Genomic DNA, 25192 nt, shown 5'->3' with positions numbered 1-25192 from the left:
AGACCCCCGCCTTCCGAGCGCAGATGAGAGGCTTTCGAGGCCTTAGAAGAGCCGCAGGACGCCCTGCGCCGCCTGATTCGACAGCGAGAGAGCCGTCTGGCTGAGCTGCTGGCGCGTCTGCAGCGCCAGAAGGGTCGCGGCCTCCTGGTTCTGGTCGGCGTTGACGAGGCTGTCGGCGCCGGTCTGCAGGTTGCTGATCAGGCTCTTGCTGAAGTCCTGGCGGGCCTGGACGATCGACAGGCTGGAGCCCAGGCTGGAGGCGGTCGACTTCAGCGACGCGAGCGCGGTGGTCAGCGCGTCCGACACCGTGCTGAGGTCGGTGTCGTTCTGGACGTTGAAGGTGGTGGCCGTGGTCGTCGTGCCGGCCGTGAGCAAGCCCAGGTTGCTGGACGTGATGGTCTGGCCCTGGACGTCGAGCTTGTTCAGGTCGGAGCCGGTCTTTTCGTTGAAGGTCACCGAGAGCTTGTTGCCGGCGAGCAGGTTGGTGCCGTTGTAGCCCGCGTCCTCGCCGAGATTGTCGATCTGCGTGCGCAGGTCGTTGAACTGCTGGATGAGGTTCGAGCGCACCGCGGAATTTCCGCCCGAGGCCGAAACACCGGTGGTGTAGTCCGTGGTCGCCAGGCCGAACGCGGTGTTGCCCGTGCCGGCCTGGGCGGCCGTCAGCGCGGCCGCGTTGGTGGCGGCCTGGCCGTAGCCGATCTGGACCGTGTTGGAGCCGACGCCGTTGACGACCAACTGGCCGCTGTCGTTGATGGACGCCGTGGCGAGGCCCGACTTGTTGATCTCGTTGATGAAGTCGCGGACCGTCGACGTCGTGCTGCTGAGCGCGTTCGACGTGTAGGTCGACGAACCCGACACGATGGTCAGCGCGGTGGCGACGCCGGCGCCGGCGCCGAGGTTACCGGCCACGGAGGCGGTGGCGGTGACGGCCGACGCGCCGCCGATCAGCTTGTCGAGCGTGGTGTCCTTGATGCTCTTGCCGGTGAGCGCCGATTCCGCTGCGGTCGTCAGAGCCGTGCCGGTCTTGGTCGGGCGATTGGCGGTCGCTTCGGCCTGCATCTGCTTGACCGTCGACTGGGCCGACTTGATCAGCGTGGTGATGCTGTCGATGCCCTTGGAGGCGGAGTTGATGGTCTGCACGGCGTTGGACATGCCGTCGAGCAGGCCTGTGAACTGGTCGGCGCGCGAGTTGAGCGAGATGTTGGTGAAGTAGTTGACGGCGTTGTCCGTCGCGGTGTTCACCTTGCGGCCCGTGGCGAGATGCTGCTGGGCGGCCTGGGCGGCGTCGCCGACGGACGTGAGCGAGTTGAGGGCGTTGCGAACGCCGGAGCTGATTGCGGTGGCCATGACAGGAACCCTTCTGGTGTGGAGAGCAGCATTGCGCTGATCCGGTTGTTCATCCGGATGTCCACACGGTAGGGTCGAAATTATGAAGCGGTGCTTAAATGCTTGATTGAAATCATTTGTATAGCAACCTTCAGTGGTGTCCCTCACGTTTATGGTGAACGATAGCTTAATGCCGCTCACGCATCGCGTGAACGGCCTGCGGGCGCGCGGGACGGGTTTCGGCGGCGCTCGAGCGCCTTGGCGCAGAGCACGAAAAAGGCGGGGCTTTTGGCCCCGCCTGAAGACGTCGAGACGATCCGTTCTGGATCAGAACAGGCGCAGGATGCCCTGGTCCGCCTGGTTGGAGAGCGACAGCGAGGTCTGCGAGAGCTGCTGGCGGGTCTGCAACGCGAGGAGGGTGGCGGCTTCCTGGTTCTGGTCGGCGTTGACGAGGTTGTCCGCGCCGGTGCTCAGGGTGTCGATCATGGACTTGGTGAAGTCCTGACGGGTCTGGACGATCGACAGGCTGGAGCCCAGCGTCGACGAGAACGACCGCAGCGACGTGAGGGCGTTCGTCAGCGCCTGGCCGGCGTTGGCGAGTTCCGTGTCGTCCTGGAAGTTGGTCGCGCCGGCCGTGCCCGACCCGCCATTCGCCGCCGTCCCGATGCCCAGATTGGCGGACGTGATGGTCTGACCCTGCACGTCGAGCTTGTTCTGGTTGGAGCCGGTCTTCTCATTGAACACGATCGACAGCTTGTTGCCGTCGAGCAGGTTCGAACCGTTGAAGCCCGAATCCTTGGACAGCTGGTCGATCTGCGTGCGCAGGTCGTTGAACTGCTGGATCAGGTTCGAACGGGTGGTCGAGGTCGCCGTGGTGGCGAACCCGGTCGTATAGTCGGCGGCGCCGGCGAAGCCCGAGCCCGAGGGTCCGTTCAGCTTGGTGTTGGACGCGCCGTCCGTGGACGCGGCCGTGCCGACGCTGAACTTCAGCGTGCTGGAGCCCGAACCCGTGAGCGTGAACTTGCCATTGTCGTCGATCGAAGCGGTCGCGACCCCGGAGTTGTTGATGTTGTTCACGAGGTCGCGCACCGTCATGGTGCTGGTCGTCGCGAACTTGTAGGTGGTCGAACCCGCCGTGATGACCACGTCGCTGCTGGCCGCCACGCCGACCGAGCCGACGCTGGAGGCGGTGGCGGTGGCGACGGAGCCTTCGACGAGCTTGTCGAGGGTCGTATCCTTGACGCTCTTGCCCGTGAGGGCGGCCTCGGCCGTGCTCGACAGGCCGACCGAGCCGGACTTGGTCGGACGGCTCGCGAGAGCGTCAGCCTGCGCCTGCTTGATCGTGGACTGCGCCGACTGCACCAGCTTGGTGATGCCGTCGATGCCCTTGGAGGCGGCCTGGATGGTTTGCACCGCGTTGGACATGCCGTCCAGCAGGCCCGAAAGCTGGCTGGAGCGATCGCTCAGTCCGGCGGCGGTGAAGAAGTTGACGGCGTTGTCGACCGCCGAATTCACCTTCCTGCCCGTGGCCAGGTGCTGCTGGGCGACCTGGGACTGGGACTGCACGGACTGCAGGGAGGCGAGGGCGTTGCGAACGCCGGTCGAGATGGCTACGGCCATGATGTGTCACCCTTCTGGTTAGAACCGGCCTTCTGCCGGGCCGCGATACTCGCGACAGGGGACAACCTAGACGTGTAGGTCTGAAGGAGTGATTACTCGGAATGGTTGTGTTTGCGATTGTGGGGGTTGTGGGCGCAACGCGCAGTCAGAACCGCCGGTATGGTGAAGAGCGTGTGAAGCCCAAACGAAAAAGCCCGCGGCTCTGGCGAGCTGCGGGCTTGGGGTGGCGCGAGACGAGGGATCAGGCGTCCGCCGGGATTCCACGCAGGCCAGCGGCGATGTTTCGGTTGATCTCGGCGAGGGCGGTGAACCCCTCGGGCTCCGCGTTCTCGATCAGATCGATGGTCTTCTGAAAAATGAAGGCGCCGAGCTTCGCGACGTTCTGCTTCAGCGCGTCGGGCAGCTCGCTCTCGGGCGCGCTGGATGCTCTCACCAGGAGGCTCCAGAGCTTCCGGTTCTCCTCGAGCGCCTCCACCACCAGGGCGAAGTCGTCTGCGCGCCTGTCGCGGGCGGCCGCGAGGCGCGCCGCGCTCTGGGACAGAAGGGTCGCTTCGAGTTCGCGTGTGGGAAGGCCGGTCTTGCTGGTGCGGCCATAGGCCTGGGCTGCGATGTGCATGGAGTGTTCCGGATCGATCGTTGCTCAGGGGTGGGGGCGCGCCGCTTTCGCGCGCCCCCGTTTCGGCGTCAGCGCAGGAGCTGGAGCAGGCTTTGCTCCGCCTGCTTGGTGATCGACATGTTCGTCGTCGCGAAGCTCTGCTGGTTCTGCAGGGCTGCGAGCTTGCTCGCCTCCGTCGCCGTGTCGGCCGCCGTCATCTCGTTGGCGGTGGTCGTCAACGAGGAGACCATGACCTTGTTGTAGTCGAGGCGGCTCGACATGGAGGTCTTGGCCGCGGCCAAGACCACCTGGGCGGCCTTGAGGCCGGTGTAGATCTTCGAGACGGCTGTCAGCGCGTTGTCGAGCAGACCGTCGGTCAGGAAGTCATCGCCAGTGAAGCCGGTCGTCTGGTTTGTTGCATTGAACCCCACGCCCCACGTATTCGCTGTACCGAATGTTTGCGTAAAATCGATGGCGCTTGCGAGCTTCACCTGTTGCTGCAGCAGACCCGTCTCGTTCAGGTCCACTTTCAGGGTGTCGCCCCTGAGGACATTCCCGAAGCCCGGGAGGTACGCGTCCTTCACCATGGCGTCCAGGCCGACCATGGTCTGCTTGAAGAAGTCAGAGGCGTTCTTGCGCGCTTCGATCGTGATGGGGTCGTTGCCGGGGCCGGCGCTGGACGCGTAGGTATAGCTGGCCGCCGGGTTGGCGGATCCAAACTGGATCGCCGAGCCGATCGACGGCGAAGCGCCGAGCGCCGTCGGGCCGGCGTTAGCGGCGAAATTCTTGCCGAAGATGCTGCCAAAATCAGCCAGCGCGTTGGTCGTGGCGGCGGTGGTGGCCGACAGGTTGGCGTCAAAGACCTGTCCGAAGGTGAGGGACAGGTTGGGGCCAGCGAGGCTGAAACCGATCTTGCCCGTCGTGACGGGCGGGGTGGCGGCCGACGTGGTTTCCTTGTACTGGAAGTTTGCGTTCGCGACGCCGAACGCAGTCGTAAGCCCGGAGGCGAGCGTCGCCAAGTCGCTGAACTCAATGGCCGTATCGTTAGCCGCCGTGTAGGTCAGCGCGCCAGCCGGGCTGACCGCGACGCCCGAACCGGCGCCGTTTTTCGTCTGGTTCGGACCGGCGATCGAAGGAGCGACCGCCTTGAGGTAACGCGTGAGCGTGGTGTTGGTTTTCGTGTCGAGCACGTTGACCTGGATGATGTCGCCCACCTGAAACATGCTGCTGTTGTCGCCGTTGTCCGAGGCAGCACTGGTGTCGACGATCGAGCCCCTAATCGCCGGGACGGGCGGGGTCGCGGTGGGCGCGCCGGCCGTGACCGCGTAGGAGGTGCCCGTCGAGGTGCCGTTGGTTCGGAAAGTGTTCGCGGCATTGGACGGCGTCGTGGCCTTGGCGCGGGCGTCGCGCATGAGCTGCTGGGCGCCTTTGATGTTCTCCTGCATGTTCGAGAGCGCTTTGTCGACGATGTCGAGGTTGGCGACTGCTTGCGACACGTTCTTGTTCACGTTGTCGAGCTGCTCACCCTTGTCGGTGAAGCTCTTGGCCTTGAAGAAGACCGAGATGCTGTCTGACGCGGACGCAATGGCCTTACCAGTCGAGAGCCGGCTTTGAGTCCGGGTGATGTCATCATTTAGGGACAGCAGGTTGTTCAGACTGCTGGCCATCTGAGCTGAAATTGCGACCATCGCTTTGCCCTCTTCTTGCGCTTGCACGCTTCACCCAGCAGTAGCTGAGCTTCAGAAGGCTACGGTGAATGTTAACTCAGAATTTTTGGTAAACAATCTGAGGAGACCTACAATAAACATCCATTCGAGTTACACGGTTTGGTGGAAATTTTTGTCAATGCAACTTCAAGTGTACATGCCTTGCGGCGATATACTTGCATTAAATGGCCGATCTTCACGTCAGTGCTTTTTTTCGCGCTCGTCCCGCATCGCCTGGGCCAGGGATTTGTCGGCGTCGATCAGCGTTGTCAGACCCGCGACGCCGCCTGAGCGGGCGTAGTTCGCCGCCAGTCCGAGCACGTGCTTGAGGTTGGCGAGGCACTGCTTCTGGGCGCCGCTCAGCCTGTCCTCCGGCTCCTCGCTCGCGCCGGCGGCGAGCACGCGCCACACCGTGCTGTTGTAGTCGAGCGCGGCGTGGAGGTCGGCGCCGGGCTGGCCGGTCTGCACGTGGTAGAGCCGCGTCGCGGCGCGGACCAGGGCCTCGGCCTCGAGACAGCGGGGGCGAGGGGAGCGTTCGACCGCAGACGCATAGGCGCGCTGCGCGTAGGCGAGGCGTGCGGCCTGGGCGGCTGACACGTTCGCAAGCTCGATCTCGGTCTCGACCGGGCAAGCGGGGGCGAAGCGTCCGGCGGACGGCTGGGCGGCTGGCGACATCACGGGTCCTTGGGAACAGCAGGGGATCTGGCGGGGGCCGCGCAGGCCCCCGCATCAACGCCGGACGATGCGCTCAGCGCAGCAGCGACAGGAGGGCCTGGTCCATGCGCTGGCTCGACGTGATCGAGTTGATCGTGAACTGGGCGGAAGTCTCCGCCTGGTTGCGCTTGGCGGTTTCCTCGGCGATGTCGGCCGCCGTCAAGGCGTCGCTGGCCTCGGCGAGCGACTTCTGCAGGAAGGCGTTGTAGTCCGCGCGCATGTTGAGCAGCGAAGCGCGGTCCGAAATTTGCGTCTGCCTATCCTTTATCGTCGTGATCGCGGAGGTGATCTTCGTAATCGCGGTGGCCAACTCAGGATCGCTCTGGAAATCACCCGACGCCAAAGATGACTTCTTCGTCGTGGTGTCCCAGTTCAGGCCCAGAGTATTGGGGTCCGAAGCGCCGAACTGGATGTCGAACTTGGTCGTGTAGGATTCATTCAGGGCCACGCTGAGCTTGTCGCCCTTCAACATGTTGACGCCGCTGATCTGCGCGTCCTGCACGAGGTTGAACACCGAGTCGAGCGTATTGCGGAACAGATCGGCTGCAGTCTTGCGGGCGTTTGCGGAGCTGGTGGCCGAAGGAACCGCGAACGACACGACGTTGCCGCCCAGCGTGCCCGTGATGCCTGTCGGAGTGCTCACGCCCGAAACAGACAGCATTGAGCCAAGGCTCTGGGCCGTGCCGACATTCGCCGTTTGCTGGATGGTCATGTCCTGGTTCGAATTCATTTGCAGTCGGCCGCCCGAAAGCGATGCGGTCACACGGGCGCCGCTTGTCCATCCCGAGAATCCGTTGATCGTGTTGATCACGTCGGTGATGTTCCTGACCTCCAGCGGGTTTCCATCGCTGCCGTCGCCGAGTTGGCCGCCCAAGGCGCCGCCGAACGCCGTGACGACCTTGATGGACATCGACACCTGCGTCGTTCCGGCGCCCGCCGAGATCTTCAGGACGTCCCCGTCCTCGAACATTCCGGCGTTGAGCGCGGTGGCGCCAGTCACAGTTGCGCTGAACGACGCAGTGGAGACCGGTGCGGAGGTGGCCGAGGTCGAAGTAGCGCTCGCCGCCTGCATGGCCTTCTGCGCTTTGGTCAGATAGTCGACGATCGTGTCGCAAGAGGTTTCGGCGAGCTTGAGCGTGGCCATCGACGTCTTGATCCCGTCATTGACCTTGTTCAGCAGGCTCGCGCGGTCGTCCATGGTCTTGGCGAGCATGTAGGTCGCCGCGCCGTCCATGGCCGAGTTGATCTTCTTGCCGGTCGAAATGCGCAGGGTCGACTGGTTCGAGTCGTCCTGAATCTGAGACAGCGCCTTCAGGCTCTGGGTGATCGATGAGGAGAGAGTGATGGGCATGGTTGGTTTCCAATTCTTGGACTCGCACAACCGTCCTGGTTGTTGCCAAGAATTGATCACGCCGCGGTCTAACGCCTGTCAAAGAAATATCGTTTACGTCGGTTATGAATAACAAGACTTTGCAACAATCAACATGGTAAAAACAGATACCGGTAAGGTTAAAAATGCGCTACGGGTCATGCTCTCGTTTGTGAATACAGGGTTGCGGCGTCGCGGCTGCGGCGCATTCCTGCCGAAGGCCCGGATGCTTACCGTTTCATTTCTAGGCCGTCATCTCGGCCGAAGGCTTGGCTTCGCCGGCCTGGGCGTTCGCCCGCACATAGGCGCGCAGCTTCAGGAGCGCCTCGTCGGGGATCTGCTCCACCGTCTGGCCGGAGCGCGTGTCGACCGCCTTGTAGACGACCTGGCGGGTCTCGGGATCGAGCAGGAGGTTGCGCTTGATGGTCTCGCGCACGGCCACTTCGAGATCCTGGATGCTCTGCGAGCCGCGCGACAGGTCGACGCGCACCTGCGCGGCGTCGGGGGACGCCGTCACGGCGGCGGCAGGCGGCAGGTCTGTGGCGACGGCGTCAGGCGGCGGCAACGGCTCCGTGCGAACGGGCGTTCCGACGCTGGCGACCGGCCGGGGGGTGAGGCCGATATCCATGTCGAAATCCTCTCGACAAGCGCGACCCGATTCTGGGCGGCATAGACGCGACCTTAGCGTGTAAAACTGAATCCTAAGTAAGCAAAGATGGTAAAATACACGCGCGGCGAGTGTAAGCCGTTCGCTGCAGAAAAAGAATCGGCAAGGTCAGAGCGAGCGGGACACCAGCAGCGGCGTCGCCGCGGGCCGCGCCGGCCGGTTGGCCGCGCCCGCCGCGCCGTAGGTGGTGAGCGTCCGCGGGGCCGCGACCTCCTGGGCGAGGCTGCGCACGATCGTCTCCGAGACCGAGCGCGCGGTCGCGATCACGGCCATGTTGAGCTGCAGCGCGTCGGACAGGCTGGCCTGGGCGGCCTTGATCCGCGGCACCGCCGCCGGGGCCCATCGGGCGAGCGCGACGGCGTTGGCGCGCAGCGCCTCGAGGGCATGCACATAATGCCTGGAGGCGTCCGTCTTGGCCTCGGTCAGGCCGGCGGCCTCGCGCAGGCGGGAGGCCTTCAACAGTCCGGTTTCCTCGCCGATGACGCGCTGGAGCGACGCCATGACGTCGATCAGGCCGGCGGCGAAGCGGTCGGCCTCGGCGGCGGACGCGATGTTGGGGACGCGAGCGCGATCAGGCGCCATGGGAGCCTCCCAGGGTCGGGGCGGACGGGAGCGGCTGCGTCTGCGACAGCGACCGCGCGGCGGCGAGACCGGCGGAGGCGCCGCCGCGGCGGCCTTCCTGCATCTTCAGGAGCTCGCGATAGATGCTGTCGGACACGCCGACGCCGCCGGACTTGGCGACCGTCTTGGCGTATTCCTGCGTGAGCATGCCGCGATAGATGTCGGCGCCCGCGCCCGAGGCGCCGAGCGGGCCCTCGCCCTGCAGGCCCGCGAACATCTGGCTGAAGCTGTTCTCCAGGAACATGGTCTCGAAGTCCTGCGCGGTCTTCTGCAGCTTCGGGTCCCGCTCGGAAGAGAGGATCTTGCCCGAAGCCAGGGCGTGAGCCCCCGCGCCGGCGGCCGGAAGTACGAAGGACGCCATCACATCACCTCGATGTCGGCTTGGAGCGCGCCCGCGGCCTTGATGGCCTGCAGGATGGCGATGAGGTCGCGCGGCCCGATGCCGAGCGCGTTCAGCCCGTCGACGAGCTCGCGCAGGGTCACGCCCTCCTTGACCAGCGCCAGCTTGTTGCCCTCGCCGGTGTTCACCGTCACGCCCGTGCGGGGGACCACCACGGTCTGGCCGCTGCTGAGCGGGGCCGGCTGGCTGACCACCGGCTGCTCGGTGATGGTCACCGTCAGGTTGCCCTGCGCCACCGCCACGGTGGAGACGCGCACGTCCTTGCCCATCACGATGATGCCCGAGCGCTCGTCGATGACGACCTTGGCGCCCTGGTCCGGGTCGACGCGCAGCTGCTCGATCTCGGTGAGCAGCTGCACCATGTTGCCGCGGAAGTTCGGCGGGATCTGGATCGCCACCGTGGAGGGGTCGGTGGGTTCGGCAGCGTCGGCGCCCATGAAGTCGTTGATGGCGGCGGCCATGCGGCGCGCGGTGGTGAAGTCCGGATTGCGCAGCGCCAGGCGCAGCGTCTTTTGCGCCCGCAGCGCATATTCGATCTCGCGCTCGATCAGCGCGCCGCCGGCGATGCGTCCCACGGTCGGCACGCCGCGCGTCACCTTGGCGGCGTCGCCCTCGGCGGAGAAGCCGGAGATCGCCACCGAGCCCTGCGCCACCGCATAGACCTCGCCGTCCGCGCCCAGCAGCGGGGTCGCCATGAGGGTTCCGCCCTGCAGGCTCTTGGCGTCGCCCAGCGACGAGACCGTGATGTCGATGCGGGTGCCCTGGGCGCTGAAGGGCGGCAGGTTGGCGGTCACGATCACGGCCGCCATGTTGGCGGTGCGCATGTTCGCGCCCTTGATGTTCACGCCCAGCCGCTCCAGCATCGCGGTGCCGGACTGCTTGGTGAAGGGCGAGTTGTTCAGCGTGTCGCCCGTGCCGTTCAGCCCCACCACGATGCCGTAGCCGACGAGCTGGTTCTGCCGCACGCCCTCGATGGAGGCGATGTCCTTGATGCGCGACGACGCGGCCGAAGCGGGCCCCGCGGCGCATAGCGGCGCGGCGAGGGCGGCGGCGAGGCAGGCGAAGCGGGCGAAAGTGCGGATCATGGGGGCCACGTGTTCGAGACCCTGACGGGGTTGCGAGACGCGTGCCACCGTCGGCCGCGGCGCAGATCGTTGAAAATGCTCACGATCGTCGTAACCCGGCCTCAGCCAGGCCGGGCGGTCGCGGAGGAATCGGCGCCCCTGGGCGGCAGCTTTTGCCCTGCCTTTAACGCAGCCTTAACCATGGCGGCCAAAGGGTGGCGTCAAGGAGACCGTCCGCATGCGCATCGATGGCAAGCCGCCGATCGGAACGCCCGCCGCGACCCTCGGCAGGAGGGGAGGCGGGGCCGCTTTCGCGCTGGACGGCGGAGGGCCCGCCGCGCGCCCGGCCCAGGGCGCCGCCCCGGCGGCGTCGCTCGGCGGCATCGAGGCGCTGCTCGTGCTGCAGTCGGACGGCGACCCGCTCGTCCGCAAGCGCAAGGTGGCCAAGCGCGGCCGCGACCTCCTGGCATCGCTCGACCGGCTCAAGGCCGGCCTGCTGGCGGGCCGGATCGGCGCGTCCGACCTCGTCGGGCTCAAGCAGCAGCTGGCCGAGCGCCGGGACGGCACCGACGACCCCGGCCTTGACGACGTGCTCGCCCAGATCGAGCTGCGCGCCGAAGTGGAGCTCGCCAAGCTCGCCCGCGCCGGGGGGCAACGCGACGCCGCTTGACAGATCCAGAAAATATTCCTAAGTTGGCGTCGCTCCGGTCCACGGAGGGGCGTCTGCAGCGTGACGGATGTGGATCGGGGGCGGCGGCCGTCAAAGCCGGGCTCACGACCCGGTCGAGGCGGCGGACGAAAGACAAGGTCCGACTAGCGACAACGCGAAGGGGCTGAAAGCGCCCCGGGATCTTCCTGTCGTCCTCCAACGCTGCGCGCGGAGCGGCGGGGCCTGGCGGCCTCCCGGCTTCCACTCTACCCACCCCACTCGCCGTGGGGTCCCCAGCGTCGCCGCTCCGCGCCGCCCTCCACCTATCTCTCCGGGCCGAAAGGCCGCGGAGATAAACGTGCGTCCCGCGGCTAGGCCCTCAAAAATCCCCCGTCATCCCCGGCGCGCCGAAGGCGCGGGAAGGGGATCCAGAAAGGCCGGGCGAAGGGCGCCCCGCCCGAACCGTTCTGGATCCTCGTCCCGGCGCTGCGCGCCGCCGGGGATGACGGAGGCTGACCCGCCGCCCCTCACCCCAGCCCTCTCCCCGTTCCGGGGCGAGGGGGCGCAATTGCGGCCTTTCCCCACACCCCCGTCATCCCCGGCGCGCCGCAGGCGCGGGAAGGGGATCCAGAAAGGCCGGGCGAAGGGCGCCTCGCCCGAACCCTTCTGGATCCCGTCCCGGCGCCCCGCGCCGCCGGGGATGACGGGAGCGGCCAAGCGTTGCGGGGAAGTTGCGGGGCTCGGCCGAATGCCGTGCGGGGCTCGCCGTGGCGCTCGTCAAGGTTGACGCAGGCCGCCGTTTCGGCCCATCTGCGCCCGGCCCGCCGGGAGCGGTCGGGGCGGCGTCAAGGGCCGGCGCCATGGCGAGCGCGGGCGTGGACCAGACATGCTGTTCAACTCCTTCGTCTTTCTTCTCGGGTTCCTGCCGCTGGCGCTGGCCGTCCATGCGGCCGCGGCCCGCTACGCGCCCCAGGCGCGCCTGCCGGTTCTGCTGGCGCTGTCGGTGGTGTTCTACGGCTATTGGGACTGGCGCTTCATCCCGCTGCTCGTCCTCTCGGTCCTGATCAACTGGCTGGTCGCCCAGATTTTCGTGCGCAAGCGGGAGACCGGGGCCGGGAACGAGAACGGGCTGATCGTCCTGGCGATCGCGCTGAACCTGGCCGTGCTGGGCGTATTCAAATACGCCGGCTTCTTCGCCTCCCTGGCCAACCTGGCGCCGGGCGTCGCCATCCCCAAGCTGGAGATCGCCCTGCCGCTCGGCATCAGCTTCTTCAGCTTCCACCACATCATGTATCTGGTGGACCTCAGGGCCGGGCGGGCCCCGCGCTTCGACCTGATCCGCTACGGGCTCTACATCGCGTTCTTCCCGCAGGTGCTCGCCGGGCCGCTAGTCCGGTGGAGCGAGGTCATGCACCAGTTCGACCTCAAGCCCTATGCGCCGGGCTGGGAGGAGCGGGTGGCGCGCGGCCTCGCCATCCTGATCCTGGGCCTCGCCAAGAAGACGCTGATCGGCGATCCGCTGGCGGCCTACGCCGAGCCCGTGTTCAAGGCGGCCGCCTCGGGCGACCTCGTCACCATGAAGGACGCCTGGCAGGGCGTGCTGGCCTTCACGTTCCAGATCTATTTCGACTTCTCGGGCTATACCGACATGGCGCTGGGCCTGGCGCTGATGTTCGGCGTGCAGCTGCCCCAGAACTTCGAGACGCCCTACCGGGCGACCTCGCTGCAGGACTTCTGGCGGCGCTGGCACATGACGCTGTCGCGCTTCCTGCGCGACTATCTCTACATTCCGCTGGGCGGAAACCGCTACGGCCTGGCGCGGCAGATGCTGGCCCTGGTGGCCACCATGGGGTTGGGCGGCCTGTGGCACGGCGCGGGCTTCACCTTCGTGGCCTGGGGCCTGGCGCACGGGCTGGGCCTGGCGGCGGGCCTGCTCTGGCGACGCACCGGGATCAGGATGCCGGCGGCGGCGGGCTGGGCGCTCACCTTCGTGTTCGTCATGATGACGTGGGTGCTGTTCCGGGCCGAGACCTTCGGGGCGGCGCAGCGGATCTATGCGGCGATGTTCGGCTTCGCGCCGAGCGGCAGCGGGTTCAAATGGCGGGCGCTGGCGGCGGCGGCGGCGTTCTCGATGCTGGGACCGACGGCCTGGATGCTGAGCCAGCGCATGCGGCCGCAGCGGTGGGTCGCGGTGGCGCTGGCGCTGCTGTTCATCGTCGTGCTGCTGAAGATCGGCGACGACGCCAATTACGACTTCATCTACTTCCAGTTCTGACGCGGCCGCGAATCGCGGGCGGCGTCGCGGCCCGCAACCCGCGTCGCCGGCGCCGCTACCCCGGCGTGTGGACGGCGGCGAACGCGCCGAATGTCCTCACAGGGCCGCGAGGCGCCTTGTCCTTCGTCAAAACGCCGTGATTTCAGGCTTTACGTCACGATTTCGCACCCTTCTTCACGATTGCCCGCCGGTTGCCGCGAAGATATATAGGCGGCGCACCCGCGGGGGAGGCCGCGACGAAAGTCGGCAGGCTGCGGAAGCTGAAAGGGTACGATGGCTACCACGACTCTGGAGGCCGCTTATCGGCCGACCGATGACGAACCCTTCATGAACGACCGGCAGAAGGAGTATTTCCGCCGCAAGCTGACCGCCTGGAAGGAAGAAATTCTGCGCGAGAGCCGGGAGACCCTGGCGGCCCTGCAGAACGAGAGTGAAAACCACCCCGATCTCGCCGACCGGGCGTCGTCGGAGACCGACCGCGCCATCGAGCTTCGCGCCCGCGACCGGCAGCGCAAGCTGATCGCCAAGATCGACGCCGCCATGGCGCGGATCGACGACGGCACCTACGGATATTGCGAGGAGACGGGCGAGCCGATCTCCCTGAAGCGGCTCGAGGCGCGGCCCATCGCGACCCTCTCGATCGAGGCGCAGGAGCGCCACGAGCGCAACGAGCGGGTCTATCGCGACGATTGAACCTCCTGGGCTGATCGGCTGGGGACTGCGGCGGCGCTCCGGACCATTCGGAGCGCCGCTCGCCGTTCAGCGCCCCGGGAGTGGGGCGCCGAGGGCCGCCAGCGTGACTTGGGGAGCGTGCCGGCGTCCCGGGAAGACGGGTCAGAAGGGCAGGACGATGTCCATCATCTGCTGGCCGTAGCGCGGCTGCTGGACGTCGGTGATCTGGCCGCGGCCGCCATAGGCGATGCGGGCCTGGGCGATCTTGGCGGAATCGATGGTGTTGTCGCTGTCGATGTCCTCGGGCCTGATGACGCCGCCGACGATCAGCTCGCGAATTTCGAAATTGACGCGGATCTCCTGCTTGCCTTCGATCACCAGGTTGCCGTTCGGCAGCAATTGGGTGACGACGGCCGCGACGCTGGTGATCAACTCCTCCGACCGGCGCACCGATCCGGCGCCGGCGCTGGACGACGAGGAGTTCGCGTCGAGCAGCGAGCCGGGGTCCGTCTTGTCGTTGAGCACCTTCCCGACCTCGTTCTCGAAGCCGAAGATGTTGGTCAGGCCGAGCTTGTCGCCGGCCGCGCGGGACCGCTTCGTGGCGTTGTCGATGTTGGCCTTGTCGGTGACCTTCACCTTCACGGTCACGAGGTCGCCGATGTTGCGGGCGCGCTGGTCCTTGAAGAAGCCTCTCGCGCCCTGGCGCCAGAGCGAGTTGGGAGCGTAGGCGACGGGTTCGGGCTGCGGCATCGGCATCTGCACGGGCTTGTAGCCGGCCTGGGCGGTGGGATCCTCGATCGCCGACAGAGCGGGAGCCTTGCCGATGCTCGACACGCGGTCCAGCGAGCCGCAGGCGGTCAGTCCGCCGGCGAGCAGGGTGGCGGCGAGAAACCGAGCGGAGAGGCGACGCGGTGCGGACATGACGGAGAGGCCGTTCATTCGAGGAGAGGCGAGGGGCGAGGGAGCGCGGCGCGGGCTCATCGCACCACCTGCGCGGCGCCGTTCTCGGCCAGGCGGCCCGGGACGGCCATGATGACCTTCACCACGCCCGGCGAGATCGCCGTGGCGGAGAGGGTGCGCTTCGACTGCGGGTTCATGACCAGCACCGTGTCGCCAACGCCGCCGGCCTCCAGGGCCTTGCCGCGCATGGCCAGGGCGATGCCGGGGGTCTCGTAGAGCACCGTCACGGTGGCGTTCTTCTCGACGATCTCCTGCTTGACGACGTCGGTCTCGCGCACCGCCGAGCCCGCCTGCATGGCGTTGCGGGCGATGCGGCCGACCAGCATGGAGGGGTCGACGAAGCCGGCGGTCGGGTAGTCGGCGCGCGGACGGCGCTCGACCGTCACGTCGGCGGCGGTGACGCTGTCGCCGCGCTGCACGGTCTTCTGCAGCACCGGCACGGAGACCATGTCGACGGTCTGGCCCAGCACGCGGAGCGGCTTCAGCGTCAGGGACGCGCTGCCGGCGACGGTGAGGACCGCCTCGACGCGGCGGCTGCGCGGGTCGTAGACCAGCTCGGAGACCTTCAGCGGGCCGAGCGCGTCCGGCTCCAGGTGGACCGCCTGCTCGCCGGCCTCCAGGGCGAGGGCGACGTCGGGACGGTCGAGGCCGTAACGGTCGGTGAGCGCCTGGCTGACCACGGCCTCGATCTCGGCCTTCGGGGCCCGGCGCGAGGCGCGGCTGACGACGATCTGCGACACGGTCCCGGGGTCGACCGAGAGGCCGGCGCTGCGCGCGGCCTCGATCACCCGGATGGCCTGGATGGTGCCGGCCTTGCCCAGCGGCGGGGCGCGGAACACCGGGGAGGCGGCCGCGGCGCCGGCCCGCTCGACGAGGTCGCCGAGGGTGACCACGTCGCGCATGACGACGACATCGCCGCGCAGCGCCGGTTTCGGGGCCGACTGGGCGCCGGCCGGGACGGCCGCCTCCAGGGCGGCGAGGAGGGCCAGGCCGGCGAGGCCGGCGGCGCGCATCAGGGTCACGATCGCCATGGCTCAGCCCCTGAACATCTGGGTGGTGGACTGCAGCATCTGGTCCGTCGCGGTGATCACCTTGGAGTTCATCTCGTAGGCGCGCTGCGCCGCGATGAGGGAGGAGATCTCCGTGACGGCGTTGACGTTGGCCTCTTCCAGGTAGTTCTGCTGGAGATTGCCGAAGCCCTCGCTGGCGGGGTTGCCGCTGACGGCCGGGCCGGACGCCGCGGTCTCGACGAAGAGGTTGTCGCCCAGCGATTCCAGGCCCGCCTTGTTGACGAAACGGGCGAGCTGCAGCTGGCCGAGCAGGGACGGAGCGGTCGCGCCGGGCAGCGTCGCCTGCACCCGGCCGTCGGCGCTGATGGTGATCGCGGTCGCGTTCGCCGGCACGGTGATCTGCGGCGCCAGCGGATAGCCGTCATGGGTTACGAGCTGGCCGGTGGAATCGCGCTCCAGCGAGCCGTCGCGGGTGTAGGCGGTGCGGCCGTCCGGCATCGTGACCTGGAAGAAGCCTTCGCCCCGGATGGCGACGTCGTTCTCGTTCTCGGTGGTGGTCAGCGTGCCCTGGCTCATGACGCGGGCCGTCGACACCGTCTTGACGCCCGAGCCGATCTGCACGCCGGAGGGCACCTGCGTGTTCTGGTCGGAGGTGGCGGAACCGGCGCGGCGCAGGTTCTCGTAGAGCAGGTCCTGGAACTGGATCCGCTGGCGCTTGAAGCCGGTGGTGCGAAGGTTGGCGATGTTGTTGGAGATGACCTGGACGTTCATCTCCTGGGCGGCCATGCCGGTCGCGGCGGTGTAGAGGGCGCGCATCAGTCAGGCTCCTCAGGAGGGGATGGAGGCGAGTTTTTCGATGGCGGAGCGGCGCATGTCGTCATTGCGCTGGAGCATCGCCGACACGGTCGCGTAGGAGCGGTTGACCTCGATCAGGCGGCTCATCTCCAGCACCGGCTTGACGTTGGAGCGTTCCAGGGCGCCGGACTCCACCCGCGTCTCCTTGGGGGCGGGGCGCAGCGGGGCGTCGCTGGCGTAGAGATTCGCGCCCTCGTTGCGCAGGGCCTTCGGGTCGCCGGGCGAGACGAGCTTCAGCTTGCCCTTGGCGCCGTCCTCGGTGGAGATCGTGCCGTCCGGCCCGATGGCGATGAACTTCTCGGTCCCGGTGAACGTCACGGGGCCGCCGTCGCCGACGATCGGGAAGCCGTCGCTGGTGACCAGCGCGCCCCGGGAATTGATCTGCAGGGCGCCGTTGCGGGTGTAGCGCTCGCCCTTGGGGGTCGAGACCGTGAACAGGGCGTCGCCGTTGATGGCGACGTCGAGCGGGTTGCCGGTGCGCTCGATCGCGCCGCCGGACATGTCTAGCACGGTGTTCTTGTCCTGCACGTAGGACATGGGCTTGTCGGGACGCGGGAAGGCGTCGCCGCTGGCCTTCGGCATGAGGTACTCCTCGAACCGAAGCGAGCGGGACTTGAAGCCCGTCGTGCCGATATTCGCCACGTTGTTGGCGATGACGTCCAGCTCTCGCGATAGCGCGACCTGGCGCGACAAGCCGATGAGAAGCGCGTTCTCCACCGGATGATCTCCCGCTGGCGGCAGGCCTGGCCCGCCGCTGCCTCGTTCCCGCGGCCGCCGCGACGCTCCCCAGCGACGACGGCCACGCCCTTCCATCCGCAACGGGCGTGCCACTCGCGGCCAGTCATGAAAGATCAAGCCAATTCAGAGGCTTGAAGCTGTACGCGGAGGATGCGGGGCGCCGGCCGAAATCGCCGTCGAGTCGTTTCTCCCCGGCAAAACCTGCCGGGCGACCGCCGCATTTAAGCCTTCATTAACCCTGCGGGGCGATGGTCGCTTGACCAGACCGCGGGCCGACCCGCCAGAGATTCACCGAGATGGCCAAGAAGCCGAAGAAAGGCGCCGCTGACGCGACGGCGGAGGTTTCCCCTCCGGCCGCGGCAGGCGAAGTCGCTGCCGGCGGAGGCAAGAAGAAGCTCATCATCATCGTGGCGGCGGCCGTGCTGCTCCTGGGCGGGGGCGGCGGCGGGGGCTACTGGTGGTACGCCAAGAAGAAGCAGGCCGTCGCCGCCGCCGAGGCCGGCGGCGGCGACGGCCATGGCGGGCCGGCGCAAGCGGCCAAGAAGACCGCCTTCATCGACATGAAGGAGATGCTGATCAATCTGGGCGGCCAGAACACCCAGCAGACCGGCGAGCGTCCGCGCTTCCTGAAGATGAAGATCGCCCTGGAGGTTTCCGACCCCAAGATCGTCACCGAGGTGCAGCCCCTGCTGCCGCGCATCGAGGATACGTTCCAAGTCTATACGCGCGAGCTTCGCCCCAGCGACCTGGAAGGCTCGGCGGGGGTCTACCGCCTCAAGGAGGAGCTCCTGCGGCGCATCAACGTCGCGATCTATCCCTCCAAGGTCGAGGCGGTCCTGTTCAAAGAAATCCTCATCCAGTGAGCCGGCGCGCCCATGGCTGACGACAATCTGATGAACGGGGGCGATGCGGACGCGATCGCGGCCGAATGGACCGCCATGATCGAGGCGGCCGCCACCGCCAACGTGCCCGACACCGGCGTCGACCGGCTCCTCAACCAGGACGAGATCGACAACCTCCTCGGCTTCACCAACGAGGCGGAAACCGCCGGCGCACGCTCCGGCATCCGGGCCATCGTCGATTCGGCGATGGTCTCCTACGAGCGTCTGCCGATGCTCGAGATCGTCTTCGACCGGCTGGTCCGGCTGTTGACGACGAGCCTGCGCAACTTCTTCTCCGACAACGTCGAGGTGTCCCTGTCGGACATCACCTCGGTGCGGTTCGGCGACTACATCAATTCCATCCCGCTGCCGACGATCCTGGCCGTGTTCAAGGCCGAGGAGTGGGACAATTTCGGCCTGATCACGGTCGACTCGACGCTGGCCTATTCGGTCATCGACGTGCTGCTCGGCGGTCGGCGCGCCACCACGACGGCGCGGCTCGACGGCCGGCCCTATTCGACCATCGAGACCAGCCTCGTCCGGCGCATGCTGGACATCGTGCTGAGCGACACCGAGCACGCCTTCCGACCGCTGTCGCCGGTGCATTTCAACGTCGACCGCATCGAGACCAACCCGCGCTTCGCGTCGATCTCGCGCCCGGCCAACGCGGCGATCCTGATCGAGCTACGGATCGACATGGAAGGCCGCGGCGGCGCGGTCGAGATCCTGCTGCCCTACGCCACCATCGAGCCCATCCGCGAGCTCCTGCTGCAGAGCTTCATGGGCGAGAAGTTCGGGCGCGATCCGATCTGGGAGGACCACCTCGCCACCGAGATCTGGCAGGCCAAGAGCGACATCGACGCCATCCTGTACGAGACCCAGCTTCCGCTGCGGCGGATGATGGAGCTGAAGGTCGGAGACACGCTGATGTTCGACCTCGGCCCCGACGCGCCGGTCCGGCTGAAATGCGGCGACGTGTTCATCACGGAGGGCCGCATGGGCCGGGTCGGCGAGAAGATCGCCATCCGGGTGCTGCGACAGCTCAAGAAGTCGAAGACGACGTTCGCCGCCTACGAGGCGAGCGCCGCCGCACCGAAGGACAAGTGATGATCGGCGTTCTCATCGAACTCCTGGTGTGCGTGCTCCTGGCGACCACGATCGGCTACTGCATCGTGCTGGACCGGAGGCTGCGCCGCCTCAAGGCGGACGAGGCCACCATGCGCCGCACCATCATCGACCTGATGACGGCGACCGAGAACGCCGACCGGGCCGTGGCGGGGCTGCGCGCCGTGGTGGAGGATTGCGACAAGACGATCGGGGCGCAGCTGCGGGTCGCCGAGCAGCACTCCGCCGAACTCGCCGGACGCATCCAGTCCGGCGACGACGTGATCTCGCGCATCTCCCGCATCGTCGAGACCGCGCGGGGCGGGCTGGAGCCGGCGGGCCCCGCAGCCGCGCCCCGGACCGCTCCGTCCGTCGCTCCGCCGCCGCCGCCGGCCGTCAGCCCGCGCGAGGCGCCCGAGGTTGCGTCGAACGGCGCGAATTCGCGGCTCGCCGCGACGCTGGCCGCCGCCGAGGCGTTCGCCCAGCGCGCCCGCCGGCGCCTCGACAGCCAGGCCGCCTGATGCGCAACCCGAACCGCTTCGCGAGAGGATCGTCTCCGCCCGGCGCGCCCAAGCGATCCTGGGGGCTGCGGCTGTTTCCGGCGGTGGCCTGCGCGGCGGGCGCGCTGCTTGTGCTCAAGAGCATCGACGTGATGCAGAACCCGGGCGGCCGCTCGGCCCTCGCCGAAATGGCGGAGAAGCGCGCGGCGTCGAAGTTCGATCCTGACACCACGGGCTCGACCGCTCCCGCCAAGAAGAAAGAGGAGAAGGCGGACGCCAAGGCGGATCCCAAGATCGATCCGTCCACGGCCCCCGGCTCCAAAGCGGTGCCGCTCGACGGGCCGCAGCCGCTCTCGGCGGCCGAGAAGTCGCTGCTCCAGCGGCTCGGCGACCGGCGCGAGCAGCTCGACGACCGCCAGCGCGAGCTGGACACCCGCGAACAGCTGCTGAAGGCCGCCGACAAGAAGCTGGAGGCCAAGATCAACGAGCTGAAGGGCCTGGAATCTCGGCCGGCCGGCCAAGCCGAACCCGGTTCCGGCGCGGCTCCCGGCGCCGCAGCGGCGGCCGGCGCGCCCGCGGGCTCCCCCGAGCAGGGCGGCCTCAAGAACATCGTCACCATGTATGAGGCGATGAAGCCCAAGGACGCCGCCAAGGTGTTCGACAGGCTGGACCTGAAGGTGCTGGTTCCGGTCGTCAACGCCATGAATCCGCGCAAGATGTCGGAGGTTCTGGCCGCCATGTCGCCCGAGGCGGCCGAGCGGCTCACCGTGGAGCTCGCCAAGCCGAGCCTGCGCGGCGGGCCGCCCCAGGCCGGCTCCCGCGAGGCGCTTCCGGCCGGCGAGCTGCAGGCGATCGAGCCGCGCAAGCCCTGATCCGGGGCCGCAAGCCTCCCGCCGCGGCCCCCGGGGCGCCCGCGGTAAGGCCCCGTTCACCCTTTCTCCTTAGGGTCCGATAACCGTACCCAACCTCGGGCGACGGTCGCGGCGATACGGGACAGGATGGTTTTGCGTCGGTTCAGCGTGCTCGCATCGGCCGCGCGGCGATCCGCCAGCGCGAAGGCCCGGTCGCGCCTGCTGGCCACCTGCGCGCTCGGCGCGATCCTGCTCCTGCCGATCCCGGCCATGGCGGCGAAATCGACGCTGCACGGCTCCGAGATGAACGGCTATGGCCGGGCCGTGTTCAATTTCGAGGAGCTGCCCAAGGCCAGCGTCCGGCTGGGCGCCGGCATCCTGCTCGTCAGCTTCGACCGTCCGGTCGACTTCTCCATCGACAAGATCGCGCTGGAGCTGCCCAGTTACGTCTCGACCGTGCGGCTGGACCCGGATGGGCGGACGCTGCGCATGGCGCTGCAGAAGCCCGTGCGGCCCAACATGATGGAGGCGGGCGACAAGCTCTTCATCGATCTGCTGCCCGAGACCTGGCGGGGCCAGCCGCCGAGCCTGCCACAGGACGTCATCGAGGACCTGTCGCGCCGCGCCAAGGACGCGGAGGAGACGGCCCGGCGGCTCGTCCGCAAAAAGGCGAGCGAAGAGGTCCGCGACGTCACCTTCAAGGTGGGCACCACGCCGACCTTCTCGCGCCTGTTCTTCGAGGTGCCGGTCTTCGCGCCGATCGACATGGCGAAGCAGGACAACCGCGTCGAGCTGACCTTCCAGGCGGCGCTGCGGATCGACGCCAACCGGTTGCGCACCGCCCTGCCGGCGCTGATCAGCGCCGTGGAGACCGAGGCCGGTCCCGGCCTCCTGCGCCTCGCCCTCACGGTCCAGCCCGGCGTCGACGTGCGCGGCTTTCGCGAGGACGACAACTACGTCCTCGACCTCGCCCCGTCCAAGGGCGGCAAGGTGGGCAAGGAGCCGGCGAAGGAGTTGGCTGGGACCCGCGAGGGCGGCAAGGACGCGCCGAAGGCCGTCAGCCCGGAGCTGAGCCCCAGCCCGGATCCGGCCGGCGCGGCGCGCAGCGCCGGAAAGCCGGCGACGGGAGCGCCCACTCCCGCGACCCCCGTCACGGTGGCGACGCCGGGCTACAGGTCGCCGACCCCGGAACCGGCCGCGCAGATCGAGCCCGCGGAGATCAAGGTCGGCGTCGCGGCCGAGAGGGGCTCGGTGAGGCTGACCATCCCGCTGTCGCCTGCGACGCCCATGGCGGTGTTCGAGCGGGCCGGGTCGGTCTGGATCGCGGCCGAGACGACGGCGCCGTTCGAGCCCTCGCAGGTCGGCATGGTGGCGCCCGGCCTGGTGTCGGCCGTCGACGTCCGGCGCGTCGGGCGGCTCTCGATCCTGCGCCTGGCGCTGACCCGGGCGGCGCTGGTCCGCGCGGCGGCGTCCGACGGGCGCTGGGTGGTGACGCTCGGCGACGAGGTGGTGGCCCAGAGCGGGATCGTGGCCTTCGCGCGCGGCTCGGACCGCGACGGGCGCAGCATCGTGCGGGCGGCCTTCCCGGACGTGGGCGGCGTGCACTGGGTCGACGACCCGGACGCCGGCGACCGCCTCGCCATCGTGACCGCCCGCAAGTCGGTCCGCGGCGTCGTGAAGGGCCAGTCCTTCGTCGATTTCCGCGCGCTTCCCACCGCCATGGGCGTGGTGATCGCGCCGCTGTCCGACGATCTCGTCGTCAAGGCGGGCGTCGACGACGTCCTGGTCAGCCGCGACGGCGGGCTCTCGATTTCCGCCCTGCCGGAGATGGCGCTCGCCGCCAAGGCGAGCGGCGAAGGTCCGCAGCTGGTGATCGACAAGGAGGTCTGGGCCCGGAACCTGTCGGGAGCGATCCGCGAGCAGCGCCGCGCGCTGGAGCGCGCCGCCGCCGAGGCGCCGCGCAATGCGCGCCCCGAAGCCCGCATGGCGCTGGCCAAGCTGGAGCTGGCGGCGGGCCTCGGCCAGGAGGCGCTGGGCACCATCGCGGTGACGATGGCCGACAATCCCGACATCGCCAACGACCGCGGGCTGCAGATCCTCAACGGGATCGCCAACGTCATCGCCAACCGGGTCCCCGACGCCGCCAAGACGCTCGGCGCCGAGGCGCTCTCGTCGGAGCCCGAGGCGCTGTTGTGGAAGGCCTACACCGACGCGAAGCTGCGGCGCTGGCCGCAGGCTCTGGCCGGCTACCGCCGCGCCGCCCAGGTGCTGGCCGCCTATCCGGACGACCTGCAGGCCCGGCTCGCGCCAGCCTTCGCGGAAGCGGCCGTGGAGGGCCGGGACTTCAGCCTGGCGCAGCGCCTCCTCGACATGGTCGACGGGCGCGCCGCCGCGGAGCCCGACAAGGACTACGCCGCCCTGGTGACCGGCCGCATCGCCGAAGGCGTCGGCCGCGTCGATGAGGCGCTGCGGATCTACGACAAGCTGTCGAAGGAGGCGGTCCGGCCGATCGAGGCCGCGGCGCGCCTCTACTCCATCGCGCTGTCGCTGAAGGACCGCAGCATCGACCGCGGGGCCGCCATCGCGGGGCTCGAAGTGTTGGCCATGGCCTGGCGCGGAGACGACGTGGAGACCCGCACGCTGGGCCTGCTCGGTCGCCTCTACGCCGAGGACGAGCGTTGGCGCGAGGCGTTCACGGTGGCCCGCCAGGCCAGCGCGCTCTATCCGGACGCCGAGGTGACGCGCAGCCTCTATGACGAGGCCGCGAGCCGGTTCGAGTCGCTGTTCCTCGACGGCAAGGCGGAGACCATTCCGCGGCTGGACGCGCTGGCGCTCTATTTCGACTTCCGTGAGTTCACTCCCCCCGGGCGCCGCGGCGACGAGATCATCCGGCGCCTGGCCGAACGCCTCGTCTCGCTGGACCTCCTCAACGAGGCGACCGACCTGCTGCAGTACCAGGTCGACAACCGCCTGAACGGCGCCGCGAAGGCCAGCGTCTCGGCCCGGCTCGCGGTGCTCTACCTGATGAACAGGCAGCCCGCCAAGGCCGCCAAGGCGCTAAGCGAGAGCCGCCTGGCGGAGCTCCCGCAGGATCTCAAGCGGGGCCGGTTGCTGCTGGAGGCGCGCGCGCTCTCCGACCTGTCGCGCACGGACCTGGCCATGGAGATGCTGGAGCCGGAGGCCGGGCCGGACGTCAACCGCCTGCGCGCCGACATCCTGTGGCAGGGCCGCCGCTGGCGCGAGGCGGGCGAGATCTTCGAGCGGATCGTGGGCGACGCCTGGCAGGAGCCGGGGCCGCTGGACGACCGGGGCCGCGCCGATGTGATGCGGGCCGCGATCGCGTATGGGCTGGGGGACGAGAACCTCTCGCTCGAAAGGCTGAGGGCCAAATACTCCACCAAGATGGCCGACAGCGTCGACGCCAAGGCCTTCATGGTGGTGACCTCGCCGCAGACGGCGCGGCCGGCCGAATATCGCGACCTCGCCCGCAGCATCGCCACGGCCGACACGCTCAGCGAGTTCCTGACCGAGTACCGCAAGCGCTACCCGGACACTCCGGCCCTGCCGCCGCGGTCCAAGCGCAAGCCGGAGCCGGCGCCCGGCGGCCCGGCGGCGGGCGCGCCGCCCCAGGCGGAGAACGCCGAGCCGAAAACCGGCGATCCCAAGAAGGCCGAAGCCGATCCCAAGAAGGCCGACGCCGCCCGCGCCGGCGGCAAGGCCTGACGCGGCTTCCGCGCTAAAGGATGCTGTGTTCCGATGGAACCACAGCATGCTTTCGTTTCCTGGCGGTCGCATGCTTTGGCGCGAAAAGCCGGTTCCCACCTTTTCGCAGCATGCCCTAGCCGCCGTAGCTCTGCACCAGGCTGCCGGCGACCAGGCTCCAGCCGTCCACCAGCACGAAGAAGATCAGCTTGAACGGCAACGCCACCGTCACGGGCGGCAGCATCATCATGCCCATCGACATCAGGATGGAGGCGACCACGAGGTCGATGATCAGGAACGGGATGTAGAGCAGGAACCCGATCTCGAACGCCCGGCGCAGCTCGGAGATCATGAAGGCGGGGATCAGGGTGGTCAGCGGCGTGGCTTCGGGCGTCGCCGGGCGGGGTTCGCGGGACATGTTCATGAACAGCTCGAGGTCCTTGTCCCGGACATGCTGCAGCATGAAGGAGCGGATCGGCTGGGAGCCGCGCTCAAAGGCCTGCTGGGCCTGGATCTGGTTGGCCAGCAGCGGCGTGACCGCGGTGTCGTAGACGGTGCGCAGCGTCGGGGCCATGACGAAGGCGGTCAGGAACAGCGCCAGGCTGACGATGACGGCGTTGGGCGGAGCCGTCGGCGCTCCGATGGCCGAGCGCAGCAGCGACAGCACCACCACGATGCGGGTGAAGGACGTCACCATCACGATCGCGGCCGGCGCCAGCGACAGCATGGTGACGAGAAAGACCAGCTGCAGCGCGCGCTCGTTGACGCTCTGGCCGCCGCCCAGGTCGAGCGACAAGGTCTGGCCGCTCGCCGCTCCGGATGCGAGGAGGCCGGCCGCAAGCGCGCCGAAGCCCACGCACGCCGCAGCGAGCGAGACGCGCAGCGCCCGTGAGCGAATCCCTCGATCCATCCG

At 68.3% G+C, this 25192-nt stretch carries 23 protein-coding genes; 8 read left to right on the top strand and 15 right to left on the bottom strand.

The annotated features are described in order from the left end of the window. Positions 1–42 precede the first annotated feature (42 nt). From ABEG18_RS16310 to ABEG18_RS16265, 10 genes are all read right to left on the bottom strand, one after another. Entirely contained in the window at positions 43–1347 is a 1305-nt protein-coding gene (locus ABEG18_RS16310; RefSeq protein ID WP_406854102.1) for a flagellin, read from the bottom strand. 306 nt (positions 1348–1653) lie between these two features. Beyond that, positions 1654–2946, bottom strand: a complete 1293-nt coding sequence (locus ABEG18_RS16305; protein ID WP_406854101.1) for a flagellin — start codon at positions 2944–2946, stop codon at positions 1654–1656. A 241-nt stretch (positions 2947–3187) separates the two neighbouring features. Beyond that, positions 3188–3562 (bottom strand): flagellar biosynthesis regulator FlaF, encoded by a 375-nt coding sequence (gene flaF / locus ABEG18_RS16300; RefSeq protein WP_406854100.1) that lies wholly within the window; start codon positions 3560–3562, stop codon positions 3188–3190. 68 nt (positions 3563–3630) lie between these two features. Further along, entirely contained in the window at positions 3631–5229 is a 1599-nt protein-coding gene (locus ABEG18_RS16295) for a hypothetical protein (protein ID WP_406854099.1), read from the bottom strand. A gap of 219 nt (positions 5230–5448) precedes the next feature. Beyond that, complete coding sequence (locus ABEG18_RS16290; protein WP_406854098.1) at positions 5449–5922, bottom strand: flagellar biosynthesis regulator FlaF; 474 nt, start codon at positions 5920–5922, stop codon at positions 5449–5451. A 73-nt stretch (positions 5923–5995) separates the two neighbouring features. Continuing rightward, positions 5996–7312: a hypothetical protein gene (locus ABEG18_RS16285; protein WP_406854097.1), complete on the bottom strand. Its 1317-nt coding sequence runs from the start codon at positions 7310–7312 to the stop codon at positions 5996–5998. Positions 7313–7574: 262 nt separating this feature from the next. Then, complete coding sequence (locus tag ABEG18_RS16280) at positions 7575–7958, bottom strand: hypothetical protein (RefSeq protein WP_406854096.1); 384 nt, start codon at positions 7956–7958, stop codon at positions 7575–7577. Between the two features lie 147 nt (positions 7959–8105). Then, entirely contained in the window at positions 8106–8579 is a 474-nt protein-coding gene (locus tag ABEG18_RS16275; RefSeq protein WP_406854095.1) for a hypothetical protein, read from the bottom strand. Next, complete coding sequence (locus ABEG18_RS16270) at positions 8569–8979, bottom strand: rod-binding protein (protein ID WP_406854094.1); 411 nt, start codon at positions 8977–8979, stop codon at positions 8569–8571. Before ABEG18_RS16270 ends, ABEG18_RS16275 begins: the two co-directional genes overlap by 11 nt. After that, positions 8979–10103, bottom strand: a complete 1125-nt coding sequence (locus ABEG18_RS16265) for a flagellar basal body P-ring protein FlgI (RefSeq protein ID WP_406854093.1) — start codon at positions 10101–10103, stop codon at positions 8979–8981. Before ABEG18_RS16265 ends, ABEG18_RS16270 begins: the two co-directional genes overlap by 1 nt. A 217-nt stretch (positions 10104–10320) precedes the next feature. On the opposite strand from ABEG18_RS16265, the gene ABEG18_RS16260 reads away from it, so the two are divergent. The 3 genes from ABEG18_RS16260 to dksA all read left to right on the top strand — a co-directional run bounded on the left by ABEG18_RS16260 (position 10321) and on the right by dksA (position 13699). Further along, positions 10321–10752 (top strand): flagellar assembly protein FliX, encoded by a 432-nt coding sequence (locus tag ABEG18_RS16260; protein ID WP_406854092.1) that lies wholly within the window; start codon positions 10321–10323, stop codon positions 10750–10752. A gap of 865 nt (positions 10753–11617) precedes the next feature. After that, positions 11618–13006, top strand: a complete 1389-nt coding sequence (locus tag ABEG18_RS16255) for an MBOAT family O-acyltransferase (RefSeq protein ID WP_406854091.1) — start codon at positions 11618–11620, stop codon at positions 13004–13006. 273 nt (positions 13007–13279) lie between these two features. After that, positions 13280–13699 (top strand): RNA polymerase-binding protein DksA, encoded by a 420-nt coding sequence (dksA, locus tag ABEG18_RS16250; protein WP_406854090.1) that lies wholly within the window; start codon positions 13280–13282, stop codon positions 13697–13699. A gap of 141 nt (positions 13700–13840) precedes the next feature. Here the strand turns inward: dksA and flgH are convergent, their stop codons facing one another. Genes flgH through flgF form a run of 4 tightly spaced genes read right to left on the bottom strand, consistent with a single transcriptional unit; the run spans position 13841 to position 17220 of the window. Continuing rightward, positions 13841–14599 (bottom strand): flagellar basal body L-ring protein FlgH, encoded by a 759-nt coding sequence (gene flgH / locus ABEG18_RS16245; RefSeq protein ID WP_406854089.1) that lies wholly within the window; start codon positions 14597–14599, stop codon positions 13841–13843. A 56-nt stretch (positions 14600–14655) separates the two neighbouring features. Continuing rightward, the gene (gene flgA / locus ABEG18_RS16240; protein ID WP_406854088.1) at positions 14656–15669 is read right to left on the bottom strand and encodes a flagellar basal body P-ring formation chaperone FlgA; all 1014 of its coding nucleotides are present in this window, start codon (positions 15667–15669) and stop codon (positions 14656–14658) included. Between the two features lie 3 nt (positions 15670–15672). Continuing rightward, positions 15673–16464: a flagellar basal-body rod protein FlgG gene (gene flgG / locus ABEG18_RS16235; RefSeq protein WP_406854087.1), complete on the bottom strand. Its 792-nt coding sequence runs from the start codon at positions 16462–16464 to the stop codon at positions 15673–15675. A 12-nt stretch (positions 16465–16476) separates the two neighbouring features. Continuing rightward, positions 16477–17220: a flagellar basal-body rod protein FlgF gene (gene flgF, locus ABEG18_RS16230; protein WP_406854086.1), complete on the bottom strand. Its 744-nt coding sequence runs from the start codon at positions 17218–17220 to the stop codon at positions 16477–16479. A 317-nt stretch (positions 17221–17537) separates the two neighbouring features. Here flgF and ABEG18_RS16225 point away from each other — a divergent pair, with 317 nt between their 5' ends. The 5 genes from ABEG18_RS16225 to ABEG18_RS16205 all read left to right on the top strand — a co-directional run bounded on the left by ABEG18_RS16225 (position 17538) and on the right by ABEG18_RS16205 (position 24300). Then, positions 17538–18104: a flagellar basal body-associated FliL family protein gene (locus tag ABEG18_RS16225; protein ID WP_406854085.1), complete on the top strand. Its 567-nt coding sequence runs from the start codon at positions 17538–17540 to the stop codon at positions 18102–18104. Positions 18105–18116: 12 nt separating this feature from the next. Then, positions 18117–19229, top strand: coding sequence for a flagellar motor switch protein FliM (fliM, locus tag ABEG18_RS16220; protein WP_406854084.1), 1113 nt, complete (start codon positions 18117–18119; stop codon positions 19227–19229). Continuing rightward, positions 19229–19747, top strand: coding sequence for a DUF6468 domain-containing protein (locus ABEG18_RS16215; protein ID WP_406854083.1), 519 nt, complete (start codon positions 19229–19231; stop codon positions 19745–19747). The genes fliM and ABEG18_RS16215 overlap by 1 nt, the downstream gene beginning before the upstream one ends. Beyond that, positions 19747–20598 carry a MotE family protein gene (locus ABEG18_RS16210; protein WP_406854082.1) on the top strand — a complete coding sequence of 284 codons (852 nt, stop codon included), beginning with the start codon at positions 19747–19749 and terminating at the stop codon, positions 20596–20598. The genes ABEG18_RS16215 and ABEG18_RS16210 overlap by 1 nt, the downstream gene beginning before the upstream one ends. 126 nt (positions 20599–20724) lie before the next feature. Continuing rightward, the gene (locus tag ABEG18_RS16205; protein WP_406854081.1) at positions 20725–24300 is read left to right on the top strand and encodes a hypothetical protein; all 3576 of its coding nucleotides are present in this window, start codon (positions 20725–20727) and stop codon (positions 24298–24300) included. A 115-nt stretch (positions 24301–24415) separates the two neighbouring features. On the opposite strand, the gene fliP is transcribed toward ABEG18_RS16205, so the two are convergent. Next, entirely contained in the window at positions 24416–25189 is a 774-nt protein-coding gene (gene fliP / locus ABEG18_RS16200) for a flagellar type III secretion system pore protein FliP (RefSeq protein WP_406854080.1), read from the bottom strand. Between the last annotated feature and the right edge of the window lie 3 nt (positions 25190–25192).

It is taken from the genome of Alsobacter sp. KACC 23698 (assembly GCF_045348435.1).
Taxonomy (GTDB): Bacteria; Pseudomonadota; Alphaproteobacteria; order Rhizobiales; family Beijerinckiaceae; genus Alsobacter.
This window is presented reverse-complemented; position numbering and strand designations above follow the sequence as displayed.

Coding starts and splice junctions, on each gene's coding strand:
- ABEG18_RS16310 (WP_406854102.1), bottom strand. CDS start 1,347: ATGGCCACCGCAATCAGCTCCGGCGTTCGCAACGCCCTCAACTCGCTC.
- ABEG18_RS16305 (WP_406854101.1), bottom strand. CDS start 2,946: ATGGCCGTAGCCATCTCGACCGGCGTTCGCAACGCCCTCGCCTCCCTG.
- flaF (WP_406854100.1), bottom strand. CDS start 3,562: ATGCACATCGCAGCCCAGGCCTATGGCCGCACCAGCAAGACCGGCCTT.
- ABEG18_RS16295 (WP_406854099.1), bottom strand. CDS start 5,229: ATGGTCGCAATTTCAGCTCAGATGGCCAGCAGTCTGAACAACCTGCTG.
- ABEG18_RS16290 (WP_406854098.1), bottom strand. CDS start 5,922: ATGTCGCCAGCCGCCCAGCCGTCCGCCGGACGCTTCGCCCCCGCTTGC.
- ABEG18_RS16285 (WP_406854097.1), bottom strand. CDS start 7,312: ATGCCCATCACTCTCTCCTCATCGATCACCCAGAGCCTGAAGGCGCTG.
- ABEG18_RS16280 (WP_406854096.1), bottom strand. CDS start 7,958: ATGGATATCGGCCTCACCCCCCGGCCGGTCGCCAGCGTCGGAACGCCC.
- ABEG18_RS16275 (WP_406854095.1), bottom strand. CDS start 8,579: ATGGCGCCTGATCGCGCTCGCGTCCCCAACATCGCGTCCGCCGCCGAG.
- ABEG18_RS16270 (WP_406854094.1), bottom strand. CDS start 8,979: ATGGCGTCCTTCGTACTTCCGGCCGCCGGCGCGGGGGCTCACGCCCTG.
- ABEG18_RS16265 (WP_406854093.1), bottom strand. CDS start 10,103: ATGATCCGCACTTTCGCCCGCTTCGCCTGCCTCGCCGCCGCCCTCGCC.
- ABEG18_RS16260 (WP_406854092.1), top strand. CDS start 10,321: ATGCGCATCGATGGCAAGCCGCCGATCGGAACGCCCGCCGCGACCCTC.
- ABEG18_RS16255 (WP_406854091.1), top strand. CDS start 11,618: ATGCTGTTCAACTCCTTCGTCTTTCTTCTCGGGTTCCTGCCGCTGGCG.
- dksA (WP_406854090.1), top strand. CDS start 13,280: ATGGCTACCACGACTCTGGAGGCCGCTTATCGGCCGACCGATGACGAA.
- flgH (WP_406854089.1), bottom strand. CDS start 14,599: ATGTCCGCACCGCGTCGCCTCTCCGCTCGGTTTCTCGCCGCCACCCTG.
- flgA (WP_406854088.1), bottom strand. CDS start 15,669: ATGGCGATCGTGACCCTGATGCGCGCCGCCGGCCTCGCCGGCCTGGCC.
- flgG (WP_406854087.1), bottom strand. CDS start 16,464: ATGCGCGCCCTCTACACCGCCGCGACCGGCATGGCCGCCCAGGAGATG.
- ABEG18_RS16225 (WP_406854085.1), top strand. CDS start 17,538: ATGGCCAAGAAGCCGAAGAAAGGCGCCGCTGACGCGACGGCGGAGGTT.
- fliM (WP_406854084.1), top strand. CDS start 18,117: ATGGCTGACGACAATCTGATGAACGGGGGCGATGCGGACGCGATCGCG.
- ABEG18_RS16215 (WP_406854083.1), top strand. CDS start 19,229: ATGATCGGCGTTCTCATCGAACTCCTGGTGTGCGTGCTCCTGGCGACC.
- ABEG18_RS16210 (WP_406854082.1), top strand. CDS start 19,747: ATGCGCAACCCGAACCGCTTCGCGAGAGGATCGTCTCCGCCCGGCGCG.
- ABEG18_RS16205 (WP_406854081.1), top strand. CDS start 20,725: ATGGTTTTGCGTCGGTTCAGCGTGCTCGCATCGGCCGCGCGGCGATCC.
- fliP (WP_406854080.1), bottom strand. CDS start 25,189: ATGGATCGAGGGATTCGCTCACGGGCGCTGCGCGTCTCGCTCGCTGCG.